The 15,610-nt window shown below is 57.2% G+C and carries 17 protein-coding genes; 4 read left to right on the forward strand and 13 right to left on the reverse strand.

Annotated elements, in window-relative coordinates; all coding sequences use genetic code 11:
- The gene (gene purD / locus D1224_RS11165; RefSeq protein ID WP_119380263.1) at positions 1–1,290 is read right to left on the reverse strand and encodes a phosphoribosylamine--glycine ligase; all 1,290 of its coding nucleotides are present in this window, start codon (positions 1,288–1,290) and stop codon (positions 1–3) included.
- 155 nt (positions 1,291–1,445) lie between these two features.
- On the opposite strand from purD, the gene D1224_RS11170 reads away from it, so the two are divergent.
- A complete protein-coding gene (locus D1224_RS11170; RefSeq protein WP_119380039.1) occupies positions 1,446–1,898 on the forward strand; it encodes a hypothetical protein in 453 nt (150 codons plus the stop codon).
- Between the two features lie 6 nt (positions 1,899–1,904).
- Positions 1,905–3,347, forward strand: coding sequence for an exodeoxyribonuclease VII large subunit (xseA, locus tag D1224_RS11175; RefSeq protein ID WP_119380040.1), 1,443 nt, complete (start codon positions 1,905–1,907; stop codon positions 3,345–3,347).
- 3 nt (positions 3,348–3,350) lie between these two features.
- On the opposite strand, the gene D1224_RS11180 is transcribed toward xseA, so the two are convergent.
- The 3 genes from D1224_RS11180 to D1224_RS11190 all read right to left on the reverse strand — a co-directional run bounded on the left by D1224_RS11180 (position 3,351) and on the right by D1224_RS11190 (position 5,424).
- Positions 3,351–3,830 carry an NfeD family protein gene (locus D1224_RS11180; RefSeq protein ID WP_119380041.1) on the reverse strand — a complete coding sequence of 160 codons (480 nt, stop codon included), beginning with the start codon at positions 3,828–3,830 and terminating at the stop codon, positions 3,351–3,353.
- 2 nt (positions 3,831–3,832) lie between these two features.
- A complete protein-coding gene (locus D1224_RS11185) occupies positions 3,833–4,798 on the reverse strand; it encodes an SPFH domain-containing protein (RefSeq protein ID WP_119380042.1) in 966 nt (321 codons plus the stop codon).
- Positions 4,799–4,941: 143 nt separating this feature from the next.
- Positions 4,942–5,424, reverse strand: coding sequence for a peroxiredoxin (locus tag D1224_RS11190; RefSeq protein ID WP_119380043.1), 483 nt, complete (start codon positions 5,422–5,424; stop codon positions 4,942–4,944).
- 117 nt (positions 5,425–5,541) lie between these two features.
- Here D1224_RS11190 and D1224_RS11195 point away from each other — a divergent pair, with 117 nt between their 5' ends.
- Positions 5,542–6,102, forward strand: a complete 561-nt coding sequence (locus D1224_RS11195; RefSeq protein ID WP_119380044.1) for a YqgE/AlgH family protein — start codon at positions 5,542–5,544, stop codon at positions 6,100–6,102.
- 4 nt (positions 6,103–6,106) lie between these two features.
- Here D1224_RS11195 and D1224_RS11200 read toward each other — a convergent pair whose 3' ends face one another.
- From D1224_RS11200 to coxB, 9 genes are all read right to left on the reverse strand, one after another.
- Entirely contained in the window at positions 6,107–6,841 is a 735-nt protein-coding gene (locus D1224_RS11200) for an EAL domain-containing protein (RefSeq protein WP_182482262.1), read from the reverse strand.
- Between the two features lie 330 nt (positions 6,842–7,171).
- Positions 7,172–8,557, reverse strand: a complete 1,386-nt coding sequence (gene thrC / locus D1224_RS11205; RefSeq protein WP_119380046.1) for a threonine synthase — start codon at positions 8,555–8,557, stop codon at positions 7,172–7,174.
- Positions 8,554–9,249 (reverse strand): SURF1 family cytochrome oxidase biogenesis protein, encoded by a 696-nt coding sequence (locus D1224_RS11210; protein WP_119380047.1) that lies wholly within the window; start codon positions 9,247–9,249, stop codon positions 8,554–8,556. The genes thrC and D1224_RS11210 overlap by 4 nt, the downstream gene beginning before the upstream one ends.
- A gap of 161 nt (positions 9,250–9,410) precedes the next feature.
- The gene (locus tag D1224_RS11215; RefSeq protein ID WP_119380048.1) at positions 9,411–10,286 is read right to left on the reverse strand and encodes a cytochrome c oxidase subunit 3; all 876 of its coding nucleotides are present in this window, start codon (positions 10,284–10,286) and stop codon (positions 9,411–9,413) included.
- Between the two features lie 71 nt (positions 10,287–10,357).
- On the reverse strand, positions 10,358–10,906 hold the full coding sequence (locus tag D1224_RS11220; protein WP_119380049.1) for a cytochrome c oxidase assembly protein: 549 nt from the start codon (positions 10,904–10,906) through the stop codon (positions 10,358–10,360).
- Positions 10,903–11,163 (reverse strand): hypothetical protein, encoded by a 261-nt coding sequence (locus tag D1224_RS11225; protein WP_119380050.1) that lies wholly within the window; start codon positions 11,161–11,163, stop codon positions 10,903–10,905. The genes D1224_RS11220 and D1224_RS11225 overlap by 4 nt, the downstream gene beginning before the upstream one ends.
- Positions 11,163–12,128: a heme o synthase gene (gene cyoE / locus D1224_RS11230; protein ID WP_119380051.1), complete on the reverse strand. Its 966-nt coding sequence runs from the start codon at positions 12,126–12,128 to the stop codon at positions 11,163–11,165. The genes D1224_RS11225 and cyoE overlap by 1 nt, the downstream gene beginning before the upstream one ends.
- A gap of 87 nt (positions 12,129–12,215) precedes the next feature.
- Positions 12,216–13,895 (reverse strand): cytochrome c oxidase subunit I, encoded by a 1,680-nt coding sequence (gene ctaD / locus D1224_RS11235; protein ID WP_233350518.1) that lies wholly within the window; start codon positions 13,893–13,895, stop codon positions 12,216–12,218.
- Between the two features lie 20 nt (positions 13,896–13,915).
- On the reverse strand, positions 13,916–14,869 hold the full coding sequence (coxB, locus tag D1224_RS11240) for a cytochrome c oxidase subunit II (RefSeq protein ID WP_119380052.1): 954 nt from the start codon (positions 14,867–14,869) through the stop codon (positions 13,916–13,918).
- Positions 14,870–15,023: 154 nt separating this feature from the next.
- Here coxB and D1224_RS11245 point away from each other — a divergent pair, with 154 nt between their 5' ends.
- Positions 15,024–15,575 carry a tetratricopeptide repeat protein gene (locus tag D1224_RS11245; RefSeq protein ID WP_119380053.1) on the forward strand — a complete coding sequence of 184 codons (552 nt, stop codon included), beginning with the start codon at positions 15,024–15,026 and terminating at the stop codon, positions 15,573–15,575.
- Positions 15,576–15,610 lie beyond the last annotated feature (35 nt).

Here is a 15,610-nt window from a genome sequence, read left to right on the forward strand (position 1 = left end):
CTATTTCAAAGCGCGGTGCCCGATATCATTCCGGAAAAAGCCGCCGGGCCAATCAATAGCGCCTACACCTTCATACGCCTTGTCGATGGCGGCCTTGAGGCTATCGCCGGTTGCCGTCACACCGAGCACACGCCCGCCAGCGGCAACCATCTCATTCTTGTCATTGATATCGGTACCAGCGTGAAAGACAGTCACACCCTCAATCCTATCCGCACCATCGACCCCTTTAATAATGGTGCCTTTGACGGGCTTGTCCGGGTATCCTTCAGCCGCGATCACCACAGTGGCGCTTGGCCTGAAGTCGGACAGTCCCATCATTTCACAGAGCGAAGCGTGGCTGCTGACGAGTCCTCCCGTTGAACACACCAGAAGTGCGGGCACGATGTCACCGGGAAGGCCGGCCATGAGTGCCTGACATTCCGGATCGCCGAAACGCGCATTGAACTCGACCACTTTCGGTCCACTCTCGGTCACCATGATTCCGACATAAAGCACGCCTTGGTAGGGCATGCCATCATCAGCCATTCCCGACAGCATCGGTTCGACGATCAGCGTCTGGACCAGTTCCATGATCCGCGCATCAACGATGGGTGCCGGTGCATACGCGCCCATACCGCCTGTGTTCGGGCCGACATCGCCGTCACCCACACGCTTGTGGTCTTGCGCGGCAGGCAGATAGATAGCGCCTTCTCCATCGGTCATCACAAAGATGGATGCTTCCTCACCGGTCATGAATTCTTCGATGACAATCTCGGCGGAGGCATCGCCAAACTTGCCCGTCATGAATTCTTCGACCGTATTCTCGGCTTCGTCCTGCGACTCGACGATGACAACACCTTTGCCGGATGCCAGCCCATCTGCCTTGATGACATATGGACCCTCGATGGTCTCAAGATAATCAAGCGCCTCTGTCAGGTCGCTGAAGCGTCCATACTCTGCAGTCGGCACGCCGTATTTCTTCATCAGGTCTTTGGCGAAACCCTTGGAGCTCTCGAGCTGAGCAGCTTGCTGGCTTGGGCCGAACACATCAAATCCGCGCGCCCGCAGCGCGTCAGAGGCCCCTGCCGCGAGGGGGGCTTCCGGGCCGATAATAATCAGGTCAGGCGTAATCTGCAGCGCCAGTTCCTGCACGGCCGTCAGATCCGTTGGATCGAGATCGAAACACGGGCCAACTTTGTCCATGCCGGGATTGCCAGGCGCCGAGAATACCTCGTCCACCAGGGGTGATTGCGCGATTTTCCAAACCAACGCGTGCTCACGTCCGCCAGAACCAAGAATAAGAACTTTCATGTCAGGGGTGATGAACGCGATTTTCCTATCGATCAAGGCTTCTTGCCTGCTGTGCTGAGAGCGGTGACCGGGCTATCTGCTGCGGCAATTAATTGTGGGCTGACTGGAGATCAGCCCTTGATGACCGCGCCTGTCGCAATGCAAGTTCTCAACAGATGACCAAACCCTATTCCGCCCGCACGCCTAGCCATGATCTCAGCGGCCTCTGGACAGGCTTTTATGCCTATGACCTGAATGATGATGCAGTGCCGTTCACAGCATGGATTTCAGAGGATGATGGCACCATCACAGGGTCTGTTCTCGAGGACGACATCACCAGCCCCGAGCCGGACGGCGAATGTACTTCCGAGATCATAGGCGAACGCCGCGGGCTGGATGTCCGCTTCACCAAGATTGAAACGGCAGGCCCCGACGGCAGCCTGGAATTGCTTCGCTACCAAGGCGATACCGATCCCGAATGCTGCGTCATCAGCGGCGTCTGGTTCTTCGACGATCCGGCAGAAAGCTCGGGTACATTCATGATGACCCGTATTTCCGGCGCCCTGAAGGCCGTAATACAGCCAGCCGCTGCGAATGAAAGCCAGTTCGGCCGAACTACCGAGGACTGAACCCGCGTGAGCGAACCACCCCCATCAAACGTCGTTGAGCTATCTGTCTCTGAACTTGCTGGAGCGCTCAAACGCACAATTGAGACGACTTACGACCACGTTCGCGTCAGAGGCGAACTCGGACGCGTCACGATTGCCCGGTCTGGTCACATGTACGCTGATATTAAGGATGACAAAGCCGTCCTCAATTCGGTGATGTGGAAAGGCTCGGTCCAGCGCCTTCCATTTAAACCGGAAGAAGGCCTTGAAGTCGTCGCAGAGGGACGGCTGTCGATCTATGCGGGCCGGTCCAACTACCAGCTCATAGCCGATTTCATGCGACCAGCAGGTGCTGGTGCACTCATGGCATTACTGGAAGAGCGCAAGAAGAAGCTCGCGGCAGCAGGCCTGTTCGACGACCGGCACAAGAAGCCCCTGCCCTTCCTGCCGAGAACAGTTGGCGTGGTAACCAGCCCGACTGGCGCCGTTATTCGCGACATTCTTCACCGCATCCGCGAACGCTTTCCCGTCCGCGTCATTTTGTGGCCAGCTCTGGTGCAGGGCGACCGTGCCGCAGCTCAGATTGAAGCAGGCATTCGCGGCTTTAATGCGATGCCCGAGAGCGACCGCCCAGATGTACTCATCGTCGGGCGCGGCGGTGGATCTATCGAGGATCTTTGGCCTTTCAATGAAGAAAATGTCGTGCGTTCAGCTTTCGAAAGCGCGATACCGCTCATCTCGGCTGTGGGTCACGAGACTGACACCACGCTGATCGATTTCGTGTCGGATGCGCGCGCACCGACACCTACTGGCGCGGCCGAGATCGCCGTGCCCGTTCGCGCCGATTTGATGATGGCGATTGATGAGAGAGCGCAAAGCCTGACACGCGCGCTTTCACGTCGGGTACGCCACGACGCCGACCGGCTTCGTGCGTCGCGCCTTCCCAGGCTCGAAACCCTCATCGCTCAGAAACGCCAGAGCCTGGACTATCTCGACGCTGGCCTGCGCGGGGGGCTCTCCGGTGCGATCAAGTCGAAGCATATCGAGCTCGCTCGGACGGGTAGCCGTCTTCGCACCGATCCGCTCAGCAAGGATGCCCGTGATGCGCGTCGCCGCCTTCTGGACACAGCCAAACGCGCGCGGCCAGCGCTTGAACGTCTGATCGATACGCGCAAGCAACGGCTCTCGGCTGGGGCGAATTTGCTGGAAGCACTCTCTTATCAAGCAACGCTTGCGAGAGGCTTCGCCGTTGTTCGAGACGCCAAAGACACAATCTTGCGATCCTCAAAAGCGATATCGGCAGGCGACCACCTTAGCATTACGCTGCATGACGGCACTGTTGGCGCCAACGTGGCTGAAAGCGATGCCGGGCCGGCCAGAAGGACCGAGGTCGCCGCACCAAAACCGAAAGCGCCGTCTACCGCACCTGCGAAGCCCGCTAAGGAGCCACCGCAAGGCGATCTTTTTTAGTGCCTAGGAACTGGCAGGCGTCACTTTAAGCCCGTTGCCTTCTGTACCATCGACGACGACGGATGCGCCCGTTTCAGGATTGCTACCGTCAGTCGTTTCGGCGGGCCATTCGGTGTCGCCGAGGCGCACCCTGCCCTGACCATTTGCGAAGGTTGAAATCACGGCGGCGCGCTGACCAATCGTACGGCTCATGAGCCGGTTCAACGTTGGATGCTCTGCAATCTTTGAGCGCATGTCCGCGAAAACGGTCCTGCCGAGAACGACTAGCCCATTAGCGGCGACCGCAAAGAACAGAAACTGCCCCTGCCAGCTATGGCTGCCAATGATGGCGAATGCCGAAAATAAAGCCGTCGCGCCGGCAGCTATGGAAACCCACAGAAGATCGAACGTGCCGAGCATCGTCTCGATGGCGAGCAGAACAAGCGCGAGGGTTAGCCAGTGCCATGCGGTAAGCGGCCAGAGAAGGTCGATGAGTGAGGCCACGACTACTCCTCCCGCCGGCGCGTAGTGGGCACGGCACCGCCCGAATTCGACGCGATCGACTTTCCTGCGCTTTCGGTGAGGCCGCGTATGCCTTCAATCGTACCCAGTATGGAGCTGAACTCTGCGGGGATGATGACGGTCTTATTGCTCTGTGACGTAGCAAGCTTCTCAAACGCCATGACATATTGCTGGCCAAGGAAGTAGTTGATTGCGTTCACATCGCCCTTGGCAATCGCTTCCGATACCATGGCAGTTGCTTTCGCCTCCGCTTCAGCTTCACGTTCGCGCGCCTCAGCATCGCGGAACGCAGCCTCGCGGCGGCCCTCAGCTTCCAGAATCTGGGACTGTTTCGCACCTTCGGCCTTCAGAATAGCCGACTGCTTGTCGCCCTCAGCCGTAAGAATTTCCGCGCGCTTCAGACGCTCCGCCTTCATCTGGCGGGCCATGGCCTCAGTAATATCAGCCGGCGGCGTCAGGTCAGCGATCTCAATTCGCGTCACCTTGACCCCCCAGGGATTAGTCGCAGCATCGACCACGGAAAGAAGGCGCGCATTGATCTCGTCGCGGTTCGACAGGACCTGATCGAGATCCATGGAGCCAACCACGGTGCGAATGTTTGTCAGCGACAGATTCTGAATGGCGTTCTGCAGGTTGTTCACTTCATAAGCCGCAGATACCGGATTGATCACCTGAATGAATACGACGGCGTCGCAGGACACCATCGCATTGTCCTTGGTAATCACTTCCTGCGTTGGAATGTCGAGCACGCTCTCCATCATATTCATCTTGCGGCCGACGCGTTGATAGAATGGCACGATGAAGTGAAGCCCCGGCGACAAGGTGGTCGTATACCGCCCGAAATTCTCCACTGTGTAATTGTAGCCCTGCGGCACGACCTTGATGGCCGAAACCAGCACAATGAGTGCAACGGCGGCAATAACGATGACAACGATGACAGATGGTTCCATCCAGGTTCTCCTCCTTAACCTAGGACTAATATCGGGGAGAATTCATCGTTTTTCAATAATACTCAATTGAAAAACGGCGCACACCGCCCGGGCATGCGCCGTTTATAGGTCGAGTCAGCAAACTTGCTGACCGAAAAGTCTGCCTAGAGCTGGCCGAGAAGGTAGTCCGCCGACGATACCTTGAACTCGCCGCCATCTTCGACATTAAGCTGCTCAACGACACCATCCTTGACCAGCATGGAATAGCGCTTCGACCGCTCACCCATGCCGAAGCCGCTGGCGTCCATCTCGAGGCCCATGGCTTTCGCGAAGGCACCGTTGCCGTCAGCCAGCATACGGACTTTAGCACCTGCTTTCGCTGAGTCGCCCCAAGCATTCATCACGAAGACGTCGTTGACTGACGTGCAGACAATATCATCGACGCCTTTGCCGTGGAGTTCTTCGGACTTTTCAACAAAGCCCGGTAGATGTTTGGCGGAGCAGGTTGGCGTGAAAGCACCTGGTACTGCGAAGAGTGCGACGGTCTTTCCCTTGAAGATGTCATCAGTCTTGCGGGGTTCTGGACCATTGCCCGTCATTTCCATGAGGACCGCGTCCGGAAGTTTGTCGCCTTGCTTGATCGTCATTGAATTTCTCCTTGCGAAACTGCCCGCTTCTTACGCAGGTGCGGGCAAGCTTTCAATCGAGCCTTGATAAATCATCAGCCTTGCGCCAGCTTTCTTACAAGAAAAGGTGACCAGTTCATGATGAGCGATCTGACTGGCAAGCTACTTATTGCCATGCCCTCTATCGGCGACTCGCGATTTTCACGGTCAGTCGTGCTCGTCTGCGCGCACGAACCTGAATATGCGATGGGCATCGTCCTTAACAAGCCAATTGATGATCTCACCCTGCCCCAGCTGCTATCGCAGCTCGGCATTGAGCAGGATATCAAAATCCCTGACAGCGCCGTGCTGAATGGTGGTCCCGTTGGTACTGATCGTGGTTTCGTCGTTCACACAGATGACTTCCACTGTGAGGGCGCAACGCTCGCCATCAATCATGATTTCTGCCTGACCGCGACGCGCGATGCACTTGTGGCAATCGCGTCGGATGAGGCACCGCGAGAATCCGTCATGGCACTCGGTTATTCCGGCTGGGGCGCAGGCCAGCTTGAGAACGAAATCGCGGAAAACGCATGGATCGTCAGCGAACCGATTCCGGACCTCGTCTTTGGCCCGGGGCACGATTCTAAGTGGACAACGGCGCTACAGCTCATCGGCATCGACGTGGCTCGGCTGCACAGTGCTGGCGGCAACGCCTGATCCGCTAGGCTTTCAAGAGTTTTCCAGCTTGCAGCGCTGGAAGCGGCCGTGAGAAGGCAAACCCCTGAACGAAATCGAATCCAAGTGATCTCAATAGACTGACCGTTCCCAGGTCCTCGACACCTTCTGCCGTAGTGCCCAGACCAAGCTCATGCGCGAGACCAGTGACAGACTTCAGGATTATCTGCATACGCTGCCGCTCAAGCTTCTTTATCAAGTCGGCATCAACCTTGAGGCCATCGGCAGGCAGCGCTTCCAGCCACTCAAACGATGAGTGCCCGGTCCCGAAATCGTCGAGGACCACGCCTGCCCCAGCCTCTTTTAACGCCTCGACCGTTTGCAGCACCGTTTCCGGATCACGAAGGGCTGCCTGTTCAGTCAATTCAATTCTCAACTGTCCAGGAGAGAAGTCATGACCCGCGATCAGGTCGCCCACCAAAGCGACCAGGGATTCTTCGGCGAGATCGGGAGCTGTGACGTTGACGTTCACAAAGAGGTCACATCGGCCGCTATGTCTTATCCATGACGACAGCGCTTCGCTGGCCCGCATCAACATCGAGGTTGCAAGGCCTCGATCTTCAGGACTGTAGGGGTGTCCAATACCCGCGCGTGGCCACCGCGCGAGCGCTTCGAAGCCCCCTATCTCTCCCGTTTGAAGCGACACGATCGGCTGGAAAGCGGCTTCGAGCTCAGCGCCGGAGGGGTCGGCCAGCCATTCTTCTGCATCGCTGCGGCGCATCAATACTCCCGACGCCGAGCCATCAGCCGCGAAATCACCAGTCAATGTGAGCGACTTTCCAGTTGATAGCTTCAGGCGACAGGAAATCGGTCCATACGCTGTTGGCTGACCCGAAAAAAGCTGATGTAGCCTTTGGTGACTGAGGCCTGCGAGCACTTTTGAAACAGACTGGAGCGTCCAAACCCCGTCTATCTCCTGATATCCGGCAGACGCATCGACATGAATTGCGAGGCGCGAGGACTGCGCATCCCAAGACCATTCGCCTAAGGTGAGAGGATCGGCCGACAACATCGAACGAAACCTAGCCTCATTCGCGTACGCTGGCGAGCGTCAGTTCCGGCGATTTTCCAGGATGTACTTGCGTACGTCCGAGACTTCGGATGGGAGACGTTCAAATTGCTCTGCGCGGTCCGCAAGACCGGCAACGCGATCAGGTAATGGGCATGACCTGCCAACGGCTTCCTTGACGGTTTCAGGAAACTTGGCCGGGTGCGCGGTTGCTAGAACTACATCCGCGATATCACCGCCGACGGGCTCGCGTCGCGCAACACTGGTGCCAACCGCGGTGTGCGGACAGATCAACCAACCTGTCTCGTCATGAACCCGGTTCATTTCTTCCAGGGTCTCGCTATCGGAAACAGCTGCCGCCGAGAGGCCACTGCAGCCAAGTGGCCCGGAGATACGATTCGGCAAATCGACCGATCCCGACTGGGCAAAGCTTTCATAGAGTCCACGAACGAGCTCGGGGTCGCGCCCACTTACTTCATAGACGAGGCGTTCGAAATTGCTCGGCACCGAAATATCCATAGCTGGGCTTGGCGTTGCCAGCGCGGGTCGGCGAAGCATCCGTCCTTCTTCGAATAGAACGCGCAGCGTGTCGTTTTCATTGACGGCGCATACCGCTTCGAAACCAGCTAGCAGGCCGCAGCGGGCCGCGACATAGCCTGCAAGGGCGTCCCCCATATTGCCGCTGGGCACGATGAACCGAAGCGAGCGGTCATCCCCTAGCGCTGCCTGCGTTGTCGCATAATATACAGCTTGCGCGGCAATCCGCGCCCAGTTGATTGAGTTTACGCCCGAGAGGTACGTTTCGTTCACGAAATCACGGTCTGCGAACAAGGATTTCACAAAAGCCTGGCAGACATCAAAGTCGTCGTCGATCGCGATGTTGTGCACATTGTCGGCGCCGGTCGTTGTCATGAAGAGGCGCTGAACCGGAGAGACGCGCTCGTATGGGTGCAGAATGAAGAGGTCGACCTGTGAGGCACCTGCAAAGGCTGCAGCCGCTGCTCCGCCCGTATCGCCCGATGTCGCGCAGGTGACACTCATTCGTTGGCCACGCGCAGAGAGAACTTCATCAAACAGCTGGGCGATCAACTGCATGGCGACATCCTTGAACGCCAATGTAGGGCCGTGATGTAGCTCCATGATGAAGCGGTTCGCGCCCCACTGGACGAGAGGCGCAACGCTCTTGTGAGAAAAGCTTGAATAAGCCCGCTCACAAATGCCTTCGATAGTTTTCTTTGGAAGTTCGTCGCCGGCGAATGCCGCGATCACCCGGCAAGCCACAGAAACGTAGCTCTCATTGGCGGTTGCCCGCTCAATAGAAGGCCAGCTTTCTGGTACGTAGAGACCGCCATCGGGCGCCAGTCCGGACAGACAGGCGTCCACAAAGCCGACCGGTTCTGCCTGACCACGAGTGGATGTGAATTTCACGAACTGCCTCCGAACTTCAGCCGCCCCTGCGAGCGATGGAAGGCGATGTAGACACCGATGAGGCCAATCGCCATTCCCCACCAGGTGAGCGCATAACCGAAGTGACGTTCAGGCGGCAATGGGTCCCGCCCGGTAAGCGTCGCATAGGGATTTTCAGTTGTCCGCGAACGTGAAATGTCAACGCCAAGCACAACGCGCATCCTGTCCGGCTCGACGACGTTGCCATCCTCCTGCGAATAGCCAAGATTGTTCAGCATCGCAGCGGCGTTAAAGCCATACCAGAGATCTCGCTGGGGATTGCTCGAACCCGCAAGGCCGTTTGTCTGAGCCGGTCGTTCAAACGCATTGGCCCGACCTACGAAGTCGCCAAGACCGGAAATCTTGAGCGGCACAGGATCTGTTCCCGCAACGGCGTCCCACAGAAGCAGGATAACCGCTCCGTCACCATCAATACGCCCGGGTACATAGCGCCGCCAGATCGCTTCGCCGTCAACAATCCCATACACCTGCTGCGCAAAACCGGTATTCGACGTGTCAACCTCGACACTTATCGTCTCGAAGGGGTCGTTTTCGACCTGGCCCTGCGCTTTCTTCTCGCTGTAGCGTGCGTACTGCCAGTTGCCGAGGAGGACGAGAATGACCAGGCTAGCGATGGTAAGCACGGTCAGAAGCGGCATCGGTCTGAAGGTCATAGGCAGGGCCCGTCGAAAGCAGACCAACTGAAGTTTCCAATGGCGCGTTTCGACTGCTGAGCAAACGAGTTCGCCGTCCAGGCCATCGCCTCACCGTAAGCCGGGCGTCGACAGGCGAGCCCGGCTCTTATCGGTGATACGCTTTCAACCAAGTCAGCCTCCTAATGGCCGAGCACCAGGTAAGGAATGACGTAGACGAATGCGAAGAGGAACAGCCACACCACGTCAACGAAGTGCCAATACCAGGCCGCAAATTCAAAGCCGAGATGCTTCTTCTCAGACATGCCGCCCGTCATCAGACGAATGAGACACACTGCCAAGAAGATTGTGCCGATAACGACGTGCGCACCATGGAAGCCGGTCGCCATGAAGAAGGCGGACCCATAGATCGTGCCGTCGAAACTAAAGCCGGCATGGGAGTATTCGAGGATTTGGAGACCCGTAAAGAAGATACCAAGCAGAACCGTAATTGCGAGCATATTGATCGCTGTCTTGCGGTTGCCATGCTGAAGAGCGTGGTGCGCTGCGGTGACAGTCGTGCCCGATAGAAGCAGGACCAGCGTGTTCATGAGCGGCAGGTGGAAGGGATCAAACAGCTCTACGCCTGCTGGTGGCCACTGACCGCCAACGGCTTGTAGCGCTTCAGCGTAAAGCGGGTTCGCGGCGTCGAAAGAATCACCAACGCGGGCCCCATGGAAAATGGCAAACTCGAAAAAACTCCAGAACCACGCGACGAAGAACATGATCTCCGACGCAATGAAAAGCACCATGCCATATTTCAGACCAATGGAGACGACGGGCGTATGGTCGCCAGCCCGGCTCTCTTTGATAACTTCACGCCACCACCCGAACATCACATAGCCAACAAAACCGAGGCCAATCAGCATGAGCCATGGCGAACCTTCAGGGATGCCAAACATGCCCTTCATGTAGGTGACAGCGCCGATCGCCAGCACAACCATAGCCATCGACCCCAGCAGCGGCCAGGGAGATGGGTTCACGAGGTGATAGTCATGTTTCACTTCATCATGTGCCATTGCCCGGAATCCCTATCGTCCATCAATTTATTCGCGCCTTTTAGCCCGCAGGCTATCGGAGTCGCAACCGTCTAGTTAAGTGCCGCCGATTTCGCCGCACCTCGAAAATTGTCTGTCTCATAGAAGGTATAGGACAATGTAATTGTCCGCACATCTGCAAGATTGGAGTCTGCATCCATCTCCGGAGAGACGAAATACACGACTGGCAGCTTCTTGGTTTCGCCGGCTTCGACGATACGCTCCTCGAAACAGAAGCATTCCAGCTTGTTATAGTAGATACCAGCCCGGTGCGGCGTGACATTGTACGAAGCCATCAGGCTCACGTCCCGGTCGGACGTGTTCGTCACTTCGAAGAAGGCAAGACCGTGTTCGCCGAGGTGAACATCCATGCTGGTCTGCAGCGCTCTGAATTGCACAGGCGCATTCATCACATTGGAATCAAAACGGACATTGACGGTGCGATCGAGAACTTCCTCTGGAGCAGCCTCAGCAACCTGGGTGGTGCCGCCAAACCCTGTAACGCGGCAGAAGGTGTCGTAGAGAGGCTTCGAGGCGAAGGCTAGGCCGAGCATTCCAAGTGCCGCTGCGCCAAATCCAAGAGCGAGTGTCCGATTATTCATTTATTACGTCCCTCTTCTGACTGGCTTTCATCACCCGCGGGCAGGTCCGGCATGGAGCGGCTGTTGTCTTGAGGAGGATTACTCCAGTAGAAGCCCACATCGGGGCCGAGCTCTGAATCGGCAAGGCGTACAATCGTCGTCACGCCGACGAGAATAACGAATCCGAAAAGCGCGAGCGCAAGCCAAAGATTGCGTTTCTTCTGTGCCTGCCGGGCTCTCTCATCGGGCTGAGGTGGGGTGCGTGGAGTTTCGGTCATCAAAGCCCCGGCATCACGAAGTAAGCCCCGAATCCATGCTCGACAATCAGTGCTGCAAACAACAGGAAAAGATAGAGAATGGAGAAGGCGAAAAGCCGCTTGGCCGCCTTTGCGCCCTCTGTCTGCACCGGCACTGCACCAGCATCGCTCCGCCACACATCTACGGCCAGTTTGACGAAAACGAGACCAAGGACCGCTGCCGCGGCCGCATAGATCACTCCACCTAGTCCTGTCAGAACCGGCGCGAGGGCTAGCGGAGCCAGTAGGAGCGTATAAACCAGGATCTGATTGCGGGTCGTTCCCGCACCATGGGTTACCGGCAGCATCGGAACGTTAGCTTTCTTGTACTCGCCATGGGCAAGCAAGCTAAGCGCCCAGAAGTGAGGCGGCGTCCAGAAGAAAATGATCGCAAAGAGAAGCCACGCGTCAAGCGGCGCGCTACCTGTTACAACAGCCCAGCCGATAACAGGTGGAAACGCACCGGCGGCGCCGCCGATGACGATGTTTTGCGGCGTACGACGCTTGAGCAGCATCGTGTAAAACCAGCCGTAATAAGCGATGGAGATCGCGAGAAGCGCCGCCGCGACTGCATTTGAAGCGAGCCACATCAGCAAAACTGAGACACCGCTCATGACGAGGCCGAGTGCAATTGCCTCTTCGCGCGGCACGGCGCCCGACGGGATCGGGCGGGTGGATGTCCGCTTCATGATCGCATCGATGTCAGCGTCGTACCACATATTGATGGCGCCAGCAGCGCCCGAGCCGAGCGCGATCGCTAGCGTGGCGATCGCCGCCATGAGCGGATTGATCGAAACACCGGTCACGCCCACTGCGCTGACGAGGCCCGCAAGTCCTGTAAACACAACAAGCATCATGATGCGCGGCTTCATGAGCTGCACATAGTCACCCGCAGTCGCGTAACGAGGCGCCTCAGAGGTCATATCAGCTGTTTCGACATGCGACATCGGATTTGCCTGCTCCATAAAGATGGAAACGGCCCCTCGCGACACTGAACGCGAAGGGCCGCTTTGTTTCAGTTGTTCGACGGCCCTTTAGTGGTGCTCTTGCGGCTTCACTTCGGGCAGCTCGTTGAACTGGTGGAATGGTGGCGGCGAAGGAAGCGTCCATTCCAGGGTTGTAGCACCCTCGCCCCACGGATTGCCAACACCCTTGCGGCGACGGACGGCGGCTTCGATTACGCCGACAAAGAAGATCAGCGTTGCAACCAACGTCACCGCGTAGCCCATGGAAGACCAGAAGTGCCAGGTAGAGAAGGCATCGGCGTAGTCGATGTAGCGACGCGGCATACCGTTCAGACCGAGGAAGTGCTGCGGGAAGAAGAGAAGGTTCGATCCCACGAACATTGTCCAGAAGTGCGCGTAACCAATCGTCTTGTTGTACTTCACGCCAAACATCTTTTCGAACCAGTAGTACCAGCCAGCGAAGAGACCGAACACCGCGCCGAGCGAAAGCACATAGTGGAAGTGTGCCACCACATAATAGGTGTCGTGAAGGATGTGGTCGATGCCGGCATTTGCGAGCACCACACCCGTCACACCACCAACGGTGAACAAGAAGATGAAGCCAATAGCCCACACCATAGGCACAGCGAAGTCGATCGAACCGCCCCACATGGTCGCGATCCACGAGAAGATCTTGATGCCGGTCGGCACCGCGATGACCATGGTTGCCGCCACGAAGTAGGCCTTCATGTCAGCAGGCATACCGACGGTATACATGTGGTGAGCCCACACGATGAAGCCGATCGCGCCAATCGACACCATGGCGTACGCCATGCCGAGATAGCCAAAGACGGGTTTGTTCGAGAAGGTCGACACGATGTGACTGATGATGCCGAAGGCCGGCAGGATCATGATGTACACTTCCGGGTGACCGAAGAACCAGAACAGGTGCTGGAACATGATAGGGTCGCCGCCCCCGGACGGGTCGAAGAACTGCGAACCGAAGTTACGGTCGGTCAGAAGCATGGTCAGCGCGCCAGCCAGAACAGGCAGAGCAAGCAGCAGCAGGACCGCCGTGACAAGCATGGACCAGGCAAACAATGGCATTTTGTGCAGGGTCATACCCGGCGCGCGCATGTTCAGGATGGTCACGATAAAATTGATGGCACCCAGAATGGACGCGATACCGGCAGTGTGCAGCGACAGGATCAGGAGATCCATCGAAGGACCAGGGTGGCCGGTTGCGCTGGACAGCGGCGGATAAAGCACCCAGCCACCACCAAAGCCGAGGAACTGGCCGGTGCCTGGAATCAGCATGGAAATACACGCCATGATGAAAGCTGCCACGGTGAGCCAGAACGAGATATTATTCATGCGTGGGAACGCCATATCAGGCGCACCAATCATGAGAGGAACAAACCAGTTACCAAAGCCGCCGATGAGCGCTGGCATCACCATGAAGAAGATCATGATGAGACCGTGATAGGTAATCACGACGTTGTAGAAATGCTTGGCGTGCTCAATGGCCTGGTCGCCAGAGTAGCCGAAGAACTCCATCAGGCTGGTGAGCGGACCAATGCCCGGCTGAGCCAGCTCCAGACGGATAATGCCAGACAGGGTATACCCTACAATGCCCGCGATGATCGCAAAGACGAGGTACAGGGTGCCAATGTCCTTGTGGTTCGTGGACAGGAACCAGCGGGTAAAGAAGCCCGGCTTGTGGTCGTGGGCATGATCGTCATGGACGGTCGAAACTTGATCCATTGCCATGTCAGAAATCCTCTTGGGTTCTACTCGGCGCGGGCAAGGCGCGTCTCAGCACCTGTCCGGTCGGAATTGCTTGCAACTTGAGCCTGGTCGAGCGCACCGAATGCGCCATCAAAATCACCAGAGCGAAGGGTCGAGATCCAAGTGTCGTATGTCTCCTGATCAACAACACGAACCTCGATCGGCATGTAGGCGTGATCCTTGCCACAGAGCTCGGAACACTGGCCGTAATAGGTGCCTTCTTCCTCAACCAGGAACCAGCCCTCATTGAGGCGCCCTGGCACTGCGTCAGTCTTCACGCCAAACGCCGGGACGGTCCAGGAGTGGATAACGTCCGAAGCGGCTGTCTGATAGCGGATGTAGCGATTGACGGGCAGCACGAGTGGATAATCGGTCGAGAGATTGCGCGGTCCGCGAGCAGCCTCAGTGTCTTGATCCGAAGACAGGCCACGCTGAAGCGGGTTCGAAACGAACTCGACCGGATAGCCACCATCGTCCAGTTCATCCGGGAACGAGTATGTCCAGTTCCACTGGTTGCCCTGCGCCTTGACCGTGATCCAGCCTTGAGCCGCGGCATCTGGATAGATATTGGGATTATCGTCCTCAGCGGTAGCAATGACTTCGAGGTCAGGCTGATTTTCCTGATAGAACAGGTTCGAGAAGGAAGGCCCCGCAATCGCAACGAGGATCAGCACAGGAACAACCGTCCAGACGATCTCGATCGGTGTGTTGTGGCTAAACTTCCGGGCAACCGGGTTCGCACGCTTGTTGTACTTTATGGCAACCCACACGATCAGCGCCAGCACAAACAGGGTGATCAGCGTGATGATCACCAGCAGGTAATTGTGAAACCAGTGCAGACGCTCCATGATTCGCGTTGCGGAAGCTTGAAGATTTAATCCGCCTTCCTCAGGCACAGCGGCGTATGCTGCAGCGCTGAAAGGAAGGATCGAAAGAAGAGCGACGAGAAAACGCACAACCCGACTCCTTGGTAATTATTTGAGCCTTGCAATAGCCGTCGGTAGAAGCCGCGTCCACCCGCCCCTTCAGCAAATTCAAATATGTCGCAGCAGCTTCGCTTTGTTTGCGCGCAGGTCTATATTGTGTGTGATCCATAGGGAGGTATCCGGCATGTTACGTATCTTTCTGACTGGCACGGTTGCAATGTTCGCGGCAGCGAGCGCAAGCGCGCAAGTCTTTGTCGTTGGCGGCGGACTAGCGCGAGATTGCTACGATGAGGCCCAGAGCGGCAACTACGTCTTTCGGCTCGCTGAGCAGACCTGTTCACGCGCCTTGCGCGAAGAGACGCTGACGCGGGAAAATCGCGCGGCAACTTACGTGAACCGCGGCGTTCTGCGCATGCGCGAGGGTGAATACGAGCAAGCACTGAGCGACTACACTAATGCAACCTCGATCCTGCCCGATCTCGGCGCCGCCTACCTGAATGAGGGTGCGGCCCATATCTACCAGCGGAACTTTTCCGACGCTCTTGTCTCGCTGAACCGGGCAATCGAACTTAATACGAACGACTTGTTCGCGGCTTATTACAACCGCGGTATCGCGCGTGAGAACACGGGTGATGTGCCCGGAGCCTATTATGACTTCCAGCGATCACTGGAGCTCAAACCGGGTTGGGACCTCGCAGAACGCCAATTGAGCCGTTTTGAAGTTCAGGAGCAGTAAGTGCTGTCTGCCCGCTTGCGGGTGAAGCGACGAAT

Source organism: Henriciella barbarensis, from assembly GCF_003576345.1.
In the GTDB taxonomy this organism is placed as follows: domain Bacteria; phylum Pseudomonadota; class Alphaproteobacteria; order Caulobacterales; family Hyphomonadaceae; genus Henriciella; species Henriciella barbarensis.